Consider the following 8,483-nt stretch of genomic DNA (forward strand, 5'->3'; position numbering starts at 1 on the left):
GCCTTGCAACTCGGGGATCGTGACTGGGCACTTAGCCTGTGCAATCGGCTATTGGCCGAGGCCCCCGAAAACGCCAATGGTTATTATCAGCGTGCCTGTGCCAATGCTGGCCTTGGTTTCAAGGAAGCCGCCCTTGCTGACCTGCAACGTGCTGTTGAATTGTCCGATACCATGCGCCAGCCCGCCTGGGTCGAGGAAGAATTCGAACCGCTGCGTGACATGCCGGAATTCACCCAGATTCTCGGCAAAAAGGAAGACCTGCCGCCAGCCGAGTAACCCGGGAAATATAAGTCACATACGAAAAAGCCCTGCAGGATTGCCGCAGGGCTTTTTTTATATCTTCAGTTCTTAGAAGTCGCTTAGCTGCTTGGCAGTTCGTTCCACAGCGGGTGGATCGGTGCGACGTCTTCTTCGATCTTGGTAAAGCGCGCATCGCAATCAAAGAAGTAGTTGTCGGTCAGATCATCATTGACCTGCGACACTTCGCCGACGATCACCGGACCCTTGCCCTCTTCACCATAGAAGCGGTGGATCAGCGTACGTGGCAGGGTGACACTTTGACCCGGTTCCAGAACAACCTTGCCTCCAGCGGGCAGGATGTTGAGTTTGCCGTCGGTGCGGACACGAACTTCGTTTTCGCGGTCCATCTGGCCGTCTTCGGTCAGGTTGCACAGCTCAATCACCAGATTGCCGCCACCACGCACGATGATGTCTTCCATTTTGACCTTGTGGTAGTGCCACGGACATTCCTGATTTTCGCCAACGATCATGATCTTTTCGGCATAGGGCACTTCACCCGGCTGGCGCAGGATACCGTTGCGCAGGCAAAACAGGATCAGGCCGCGCTTTTCAAAATTGCCTTCGCCGTAATCGGTGACATCCCAGCCCATCTGATGGTTGCGGCACCATTTTGCCAGATCAGGTTCGGTTTCCCATTGCGCCGGGCTGTAATGGGCCCATTCCGGCAGTTTGAACGCGATGGATGCATAAAGTTCCTTGGCATGCTCGATACAGGCATTGATTTCAGAACGCAGCATGGTTGACCTCTTGTGGCATTTGGCATGATTGATTGGGCCGGGTTTTACCACGCCCGAATGGTGAATGCGATAGTTTTTGAATGCATTCAATGCATTTCGATTTCAGAGTGCGGGTGTTGGCGGTTCGCATCACAAGCTGCCCCGCAATCGCCGTTTTTCAGCGCAATACAGTGAAAACCATACAATGTGATATCATGTTTGCGATATCGCCCGAAACCGGACAGGGGAACTGCATCATGTCGCAATCATCGGGATTTGCCAAAGTTGTCGCGGCAATCGTTGTCGCCGGCGGACTGGCCGCATCGGGCTGGCTGGTCGGAACCGGCATTGAAAACATGCGTGCCCTTGATCGCTATGTCACGGTCAAGGGACTGGCCGAACGCGATGTAAAGGCCGACAAGGCCGTCTGGCCGATTACCTATGTTGCGACTGATGATGTGCTGCAAAATGCACAGGCCAAGATTGATGCTGATACCAACACATTGTTTGAATTTCTTGCCAGCCATGGCATCGGGCGAGAAGCGACCGAGCTGCAAAACCTTCAGGTAACCGATCAGCTTGCGCAGTCCTATCGGTCGGGGCCGATTGAAAGCCGCTATATCGTCAATCAGACCATTCAGGTCCGCACCGATGATGTTGATGCGGTGGTTGCCGCGTCACAGGATATCGGTAAATTGTTGCAGGGTGGTGTTGTTCTGGGCGGGCAGGGCTATAACCCGGGGCCGAGTTATCTGTTCACCGGTCTTAATGACATCAAACCGGAAATGATCGCGGCTGCCACCGCCAACGCCCGCGAAGCAGCCCAGCAATTTGCTGCAGACTCCGGCGGTGAACTCGGCGGTATTCGTCGCGCGACACAGGGCCTGTTTCAGATACTGGCCGCCGATGGCGCCCCCAACATGATGGAAGCCAACCAGATCAACAAGACCGTGCGGGTGGTCACCACCATGGAATATCTCATCCGCGATTAGGGGCTGAACTAAGTTGACAGCCTCGTCAAAGCTGGTTTTATGCGCGCCATGGCGCAACTGATCCTGTTTAACAAACCCTATGGCGTTTTGACCCAGTTCACCGACCGTGAAAACGGTCGGGCGACCTTGGCTGACTATATTGATCTGCCCGGCGTTTATGCCGCTGGCAGGCTTGATCGCGACAGCGAGGGTTTGTTGCTTCTGACCGATAACGGGCCGCTGAACGCCCAGATCGCCCATCCGAAATTCAAGAAACCCAAAACCTATCTGGTGCAGGTCGATGGCGAACCAACTGACGCCGCACTTGATGCCCTGCGCCGCGGAGTAGAGCTTAAAGACGGCATGACCTTGCCCGCCAAGGCCCGGCGTATTGATGAACCGGCCGGGCTTTGGGAACGTGATCCGCCGGTGCGTTATCGCAAGGCGATCCCGACAAGCTGGATCGAACTGACCATTACCGAGGGCAAAAATCGCCAGGTACGCCGCATGACCGCCGCCGTCGGTTTTCCGACCTTGCGTTTGATCCGGCATGCCATCGGGGACTGGACGCTCGATGGTCTGGCGCCCGGCGAATGGAAGGTGATCGAGGTCGATGCACCGCCTGCGACCCATCGCAGGCTATCCCCCGGTTCGGCCAAACCGCCGCGCCGCAATCAGTTGCCCAATTGTACCAATGCACCCAATGCCGACGACAAAGCCAATATCGCGCGTGAAGGCGCAAAGGCGGGCAAAGGTCAACGCAAGGGCGGGTATAAACCTGCACGCCACCGTTCGCGCCCGAAGAAAGGATAGCCGCCATGCTGAGTTACCTGCACGGCTTTCATGCCGGGAATTTTGCCGACATGCACAAGCATGCGGCCCTTTGGCTGGTGCTTGAACATTTGCGCAAAAAGAAGAAACCTTTCTGTGTGATTGATACCCATGCCGGATCGGGCTGGTATGATCTTGGCAGTGAACAGGCCGCCAAAACCGGCGAGTGGAAAGACGGTTATGCGCGCGCCAAGGACGGTGCCAATGCACCCGAAATGCTGCAGCAATTCTTAAACTATGTCGCCACGTTTGATCCGGTCGCCAGGGGCCGCGACTATGGCGTGCGCGAAGGCGATGATTACCAAGGTCCGTTTTACCCGGGATCACCGTTTATTATTCGCGATATGCTGCGCGACGAAGATGAGCTGGTCCTTATGGAACTTCATCCGCGCGAACATGAAATGCTTCATCACCGGGTCAAGCGTGATGCGCGCATTCATCTGCACAAACGCGATGGCTATGAGGGTGTTGTCGCCATGATGCCGCCCGCCATCCGCCGCGGACTGGTGCTGATGGATCCAAGCTATGATGTGAAACAGGATTATCAAAAGGCGGCCAAGGCAATCCGCGAAGCCTGGGAAAAATGGCCAACGGCGACTTTCATGCTTTGGTACCCGATCCTGTTGGATGGGTTTGATGCCGACCTTCGCAAATCGTTTTCCGCGATCAAGGCATCTGGTGGCGTTCTATGTGCCGAACTTGCCACCGATCAGGGTGGGGCCAAGGGCCGCATGCGCGGTACGGGCCTTCTGGTCATCAATCCGCCGTGGCAGTTTGATCAGCAACTTGGCGATATCGGAAACTGGCTTGCGAAAACCTGCAAACTACCGGGGCCCGCAAACCATCAGATGCGCTGGCTGGTTCCCGCCGCATAGACCCGCTGCAAAGAAAAGAGGCCCCGAAGGCGTGTTGCCAGCGGGGCCTCGATGCGTTGGGACGCATTGGTAACAGGCATCAGATGCCAAAGAACGGCTGCAGCAATTTCGGCAGTAGACGATTGAACTTCATCGGTGCATCGGTTGCGATCAAACAGATGCATTCCTCGGCAGTGTCGGCAATCGGTTGGTGATCGACATCATCATCAAGGTCTGCTACGTCACCGGCCCGGAACCGGCCGATCTCGTCGATATAGGATCCTTTGATCAACAGGGTCATTTCATGACCATGGTGCCCGTGATCGGGGATCGAAACACCCGGGGCGATCTTCATCAGGCGCACGGTGCCCTTGCTTTCGATGGATTTCAGCTGGAAATGCTTCACACCCGGTGCAAGCGATTTCCACGGAATATCATCAAGCGACGTCACATCGTCGGGCAGCAAATCGGCAAGCGGCCTTGGCAGGGCGCTCATGGCACTGCCGGTAATGCTTTCGCCGACCGCAACGCGACGCAATGATGGCAATTCTTGCGCAACGATGTTTTCGTTCGCTGTTTCACGTTCAAGCATCGCCATAACGTGATCAAGCGAATGATCCGCCATCGACATGCTGTTCGTGGTTTCAAGCGCGGCACCGCCCATGGTTTCGTACCCACTGACCTTGTCACGGCAATGCGGGCACACGGTCATGTGGGTTGCCACCAGAAGCTCCATCGCTTGCGACAGCGAACCACTGGCATATTCCATCAATGTCTGATCGGTTGGATGATGCTTAATGTTCATGCGACACCTTCCAGTCCGCCACGCAACTTGCCAAGCGCAAGCCGCAAACGGGACTTCACAGTTCCCAGCGGGATATCAAGACGCTCGGCAATTTCACTGTGTGAGCAATCTTCAAAAAACGACAATTCAACAACTACCTTTTGGTCGGCGGGTAATTCTTCCATCGCGGCTTTGACAAGGACGGCCTCCTGGTCGCGATTGACTACGTCATCTGCCAGCGGATCTTCGTCGACAATCAAAGTCGGGTCGGAATCATCTACCTCGATATGTTTGCGTTGCCGGAACCGGTCAATCCGAAGGTTCCTGGCGATGGTAAAAATCCACGTACTGGCGGCTGCCTTCGCAGGATCAAACAGGTGCGCTTTGCGCCAAACCTGCATCATTGCTTCCTGTGCCATTTCCTCGGCGGTCTCGGGATTGCCGCCAAACCGGAACATGTAAGCTTTCACGCGCGGGGCAAAATGCGCAAACAATCGCGCAAATGCTTCCCGATCGCGTGTCGCTGCGACGGAAACAATCCAATCGGCACATCTTTTCGCTTCGACCGGATCGGCTGGCCCGGTGCGTCGTGGTGTGGTGCCGCTCATTTTTGTTTCAGGTCCCTGTTGGGGCCGCGCCAGAATTGTGTTCATCATGCAATTCCTACGTCGGCCGCGTTCATTCGGATCAAATAAAAATGTATGTTTCCTACCAGACACTTACAATCAGTTCAGGCAAACAAATCCAAAATAATCCGAGTGATCCGCGAATTACAGATCCGCGTACTCATATAAATAATGTCACACAGTAACAGTAAGCGGGCTGCGCCGATATGAACATTGTCACCCCGGGAAAACTCAATATCGCCGTTGTCGGGTCTGGGATATCTGGCTTGTCTGCTGCCTGGCTACTGAGCCAGTCACACAACGTGACGCTTTATGAAAAGGATGATCGCGCAGGCGGTCATTCCAACACGGTTGATGCCGGGCAAACCCCGGTCGATACCGGTTTCATTGTCTATAACACCCGATGCTACCCCAACCTGTGTGCGCTGTTTGATCATCTGGGCGTTGAAACAACCTCGACAGACATGTCCTTTGCGGCCTCGATGGATGAAGGCGGTCTGGAATATGGTGGTGGTGATCTTTCGGCCCTGTTTGCCCAAAAACGCAACCTGTTCCGTCCGCGTTTCTGGAAAATGGTGCGCGATATTTTGCGGTTCTATCGCGAAGCCCCGGCCGCCCTCGAAGATGGCACGGCTGAACATATCAGCCTTGGCGATTACCTGCGTGACAATGGCTATTCCAAATCCTTTATTAATGACCATCTGCTTCCGATGGGGGCGGCCATCTGGTCAACGCCGGTTGATACCATGATGGCCTATCCGCTGGCGGCGTTCGTTCGGTTTTGCCAGAACCACGGCCTGTTGCAGATCAAGGATCGTCCGCAATGGCGCACCGTGGTTGGCGGATCACGTGAATATGTGAAACGCATGACGGCACAGATCTCTGGCGGTGTGGTTCTTGATCGCGCCATTGCCAAGGTCGGCAAGACCGCATCTGGTGGCGCGTTTGTCGAGGACCGCTATGGCAAGCGCGAAGAGTATGATCACGTCGTTCTGGCCTGCCATGGTGATCAGGCGCTGGCGTTGCAGGAAACACCCGACCCGCGTACTGCCGAATTGCTTTCGGCGTTCAAATACGAACGCAATCTGGCGATCCTTCACAATGACGCCAGCCTGATGCCAAAAACCGAGAAGGTCTGGTCAAGCTGGAACTATCTGGCCGAGGATCACGACGGCGAACAGAAAGTCTGCGTGACCTACTGGATGAACCGCCTGCAGCATCTTGATCCGGGCCAGCCGCTTTTTGTGACCTTGAACCCGCCACGCCATCCGGCAGAGGGCAGTGTGATCAGATCCTTCCTGTATGATCATCCGCTGTTTGATGCGGGCGCAATGGCAGCACAAAAGGAACTCTGGTCTATCCAGGGGGTGGATAACCTTTGGTACTGCGGCAGTTACTTTGGCTATGGCTTCCACGAAGATGGCATTCAGTCCGGTCTTGCGGTTGCCGAGGCCCTTGGCAACGTGCGACGCCCGTGGAATGTCGAAAATGAAAGCGGCCGTATCCATGTTGGCGAAACAGCTCGTTCGCAATCAAGCGAGGCTGCATGACACGTCCTGTTGCGACAAAACCGGCATCGGCTCTGTTTGAAGGGGTGGTCACGCATCATCGTTTGCGTCCGAAAAAGCACAAACTGCGCTATCGGGTGTTTTCCTTCCTGCTTGATCTCGACGAGATTGACGGCCTTGCTGCCAAGCTGAAACTGTTCAGTCGCAACCGCTTTAACCTGTTTTCATTCCATGACCGCGATCACGCCGACGGGGGTGCCACCGATTTGCGCACCCGGTTGGAGGCAATTCTGAGTGATCACGGGCTTGGTGATTGCGCGGACAAGATCCGGCTGTTGTGCTATCCGCGCTTGCTTGGTTTTGTGTTCAATCCGCTCTCGGTTTATTTCTGCCATCGTGCTGACGGATCGGTGGGCGCTGTTCTGTACGAGGTATCAAACACCTTCGGGGATCGGCACAGTTACCTGATCCCGGTAAGCGAAGGCGCACTTGATGACAAAAACGTGCTGCGCCAGTCCTGTGCGAAGGGTTTTTACGTCTCACCCTTTATCGACATGGTCGCGGACTATCATTTCCGCATTCGTATGCCCGATGAAAATGTCGCGGTTGCCATTCGCGAAACCGACGCAAAGGGTCTGTTTTTGAATGCTGCCTTTGTTGGTGATCGAACCGAACTTTCCGACCGTAAACTTTTAGGAGCGTTCATTCGATACCCGCTGATGACCCTGAAGGTCGTGGCAGGTATCCACTGGGAGGCGCTCCATCTTTGGCGCAAGGGTATGACATTCCATAAACGACCAGCACCGCCAGAGCAGCCTGTAACCTATGTGCTGGAAGCCGGGACAGCAGCGGCCCAATCAGGGAAGAGATAAAAACAATGCCAAACCGCAATCGTAATGCATCCGTTTCCGCCTTTTCACTGCGTGACCGCATTCTGCCGATGCTGGGCAGCATGACCGGCAGCCGCAGCCTTCTTAAGGCGATGCTCAAGCGCGTTCTGGCGCATCTACATTACGGTCGTTTGACCATTGTTTTGCCCGATAACGACACCCTGCATTTTTCCGGCGAACATGAAACCAATTTGCGTGCGGCCATCCATATCCATGACTGGCAGGCAATCCGCAAACTGGCCACGGGCGGCGATGTTGCCTTTGCCGAGGCCTATATGGATGGCAGTTGGAGCAGCCCTGATCTGACCCATCTGATGCACTTTGCCATGCACAATGAAACGATCGTGCGGGCCCGTCTGGCCGCGGGATTTCTGGCGCGCACGGTGGCGCGGATCGGACATCTGCGCAACGCCAATACGCTTGAGGGATCAAAGCGCAACATTGCCTATCACTATGACCTCGGCAATGATTTCTATCGCGCATGGCTTGATCCCAGCATGACCTATTCATCGGGCCTCTATACCGCGCCCGACATGACCCTGGATGCGGCGCAATCTGCAAAATATGAACGTATTTGCGAACTTTCCGAACTGAAATCAGGTGAAGATGTACTGGAAGTGGGATGCGGCTGGGGCGGCTTTGCCGAACTTGCAGCGGGCAAGTATCGTTGCAATGTCACCGGTCTGACCCTGTCCAATGAACAGCACGCCTTTGCACGCGAACGCCTTTTGATGCAGGGGCTTAGCGACCGAACCGAAATCGTTCTGCGCGATTACCGCCACGAAGAAGGCCAGTACGACAAGATTGTCTCGATCGAAATGTTCGAGGCGGTCGGTGAAGAACATTGGCCAACCTATTTCGAGATGATCCGCAAACGCTTGAAACCGGGCGGCAAGGCGGTGTTGCAAATCATCACGATTGATGATGACCGGTTTGAAACCTATCGCCGCGGGGCGGATTTCATTCAACGCTACATTTTCCCGGGCGGCATGTTGCCATCGCC

10 protein-coding genes are annotated in these 8,483 nt (G+C 55.2%); 7 read left to right on the forward strand and 3 right to left on the reverse strand.

All coding sequences use genetic code 11. The features are described 5' to 3' along the window. Positions 1-276, forward strand: a 276-nt coding sequence (locus tag B3Z49_RS19980; protein WP_414716274.1) for a TPR end-of-group domain-containing protein, incomplete at its 5' end; no start/stop codon positions are given. An 83-nt stretch (positions 277-359) separates the two neighbouring features. On the opposite strand, the gene B3Z49_RS19985 is transcribed toward B3Z49_RS19980, so the two are convergent. Further along, positions 360-1,037: a D-lyxose/D-mannose family sugar isomerase gene (locus tag B3Z49_RS19985; RefSeq protein WP_296994119.1), complete on the reverse strand. Its 678-nt coding sequence runs from the start codon at positions 1,035-1,037 to the stop codon at positions 360-362. 236 nt (positions 1,038-1,273) lie between these two features. On the opposite strand from B3Z49_RS19985, the gene B3Z49_RS19990 reads away from it, so the two are divergent. From B3Z49_RS19990 to B3Z49_RS20000, 3 genes are read left to right on the forward strand one after another with little or no spacing between them, the layout of a single operon-like run. Further along, positions 1,274-2,008 carry an SIMPL domain-containing protein gene (locus B3Z49_RS19990; protein WP_120225862.1) on the forward strand — a complete coding sequence of 245 codons (735 nt, stop codon included), beginning with the start codon at positions 1,274-1,276 and terminating at the stop codon, positions 2,006-2,008. 48 nt (positions 2,009-2,056) lie between these two features. Continuing rightward, positions 2,057-2,800 carry an rRNA large subunit pseudouridine synthase E gene (locus B3Z49_RS19995; RefSeq protein WP_296994122.1) on the forward strand — a complete coding sequence of 248 codons (744 nt, stop codon included), beginning with the start codon at positions 2,057-2,059 and terminating at the stop codon, positions 2,798-2,800. Positions 2,801-2,805: 5 nt separating this feature from the next. Continuing rightward, positions 2,806-3,693: a 23S rRNA (adenine(2030)-N(6))-methyltransferase RlmJ gene (locus B3Z49_RS20000; protein ID WP_296994125.1), complete on the forward strand. Its 888-nt coding sequence runs from the start codon at positions 2,806-2,808 to the stop codon at positions 3,691-3,693. 79 nt (positions 3,694-3,772) lie between these two features. Here the strand turns inward: B3Z49_RS20000 and B3Z49_RS20005 are convergent, their stop codons facing one another. Both B3Z49_RS20005 and B3Z49_RS20010 read right to left on the reverse strand, forming a co-directional pair. After that, entirely contained in the window at positions 3,773-4,477 is a 705-nt protein-coding gene (locus B3Z49_RS20005) for a ChrR family anti-sigma-E factor (RefSeq protein ID WP_064781240.1), read from the reverse strand. Then, a complete protein-coding gene (locus B3Z49_RS20010; RefSeq protein ID WP_063089255.1) occupies positions 4,474-5,064 on the reverse strand; it encodes a sigma-70 family RNA polymerase sigma factor in 591 nt (196 codons plus the stop codon). The genes B3Z49_RS20005 and B3Z49_RS20010 overlap by 4 nt, the downstream gene beginning before the upstream one ends. A 224-nt stretch (positions 5,065-5,288) precedes the next feature. Here B3Z49_RS20010 and B3Z49_RS20015 point away from each other — a divergent pair, with 224 nt between their 5' ends. The 3 genes from B3Z49_RS20015 to B3Z49_RS20025 all read left to right on the forward strand — a co-directional run. After that, positions 5,289-6,632, forward strand: coding sequence for an NAD(P)/FAD-dependent oxidoreductase (locus B3Z49_RS20015; RefSeq protein ID WP_296994142.1), 1,344 nt, complete (start codon positions 5,289-5,291; stop codon positions 6,630-6,632). After that, positions 6,629-7,462, forward strand: coding sequence for a DUF1365 domain-containing protein (locus B3Z49_RS20020; protein ID WP_197146562.1), 834 nt, complete (start codon positions 6,629-6,631; stop codon positions 7,460-7,462). Before B3Z49_RS20015 ends, B3Z49_RS20020 begins: the two co-directional genes overlap by 4 nt. 5 nt (positions 7,463-7,467) lie before the next feature. Then, the coding region (locus tag B3Z49_RS20025) for an SAM-dependent methyltransferase (protein ID WP_296994148.1) at positions 7,468-8,483 on the forward strand (1,016 nt) is incomplete at its 3' end.

It is taken from the genome of Thalassospira sp. UBA1131, assembly GCF_002311515.1.
Classification (GTDB): Bacteria; Pseudomonadota; Alphaproteobacteria; order Rhodospirillales; family Thalassospiraceae; genus Thalassospira.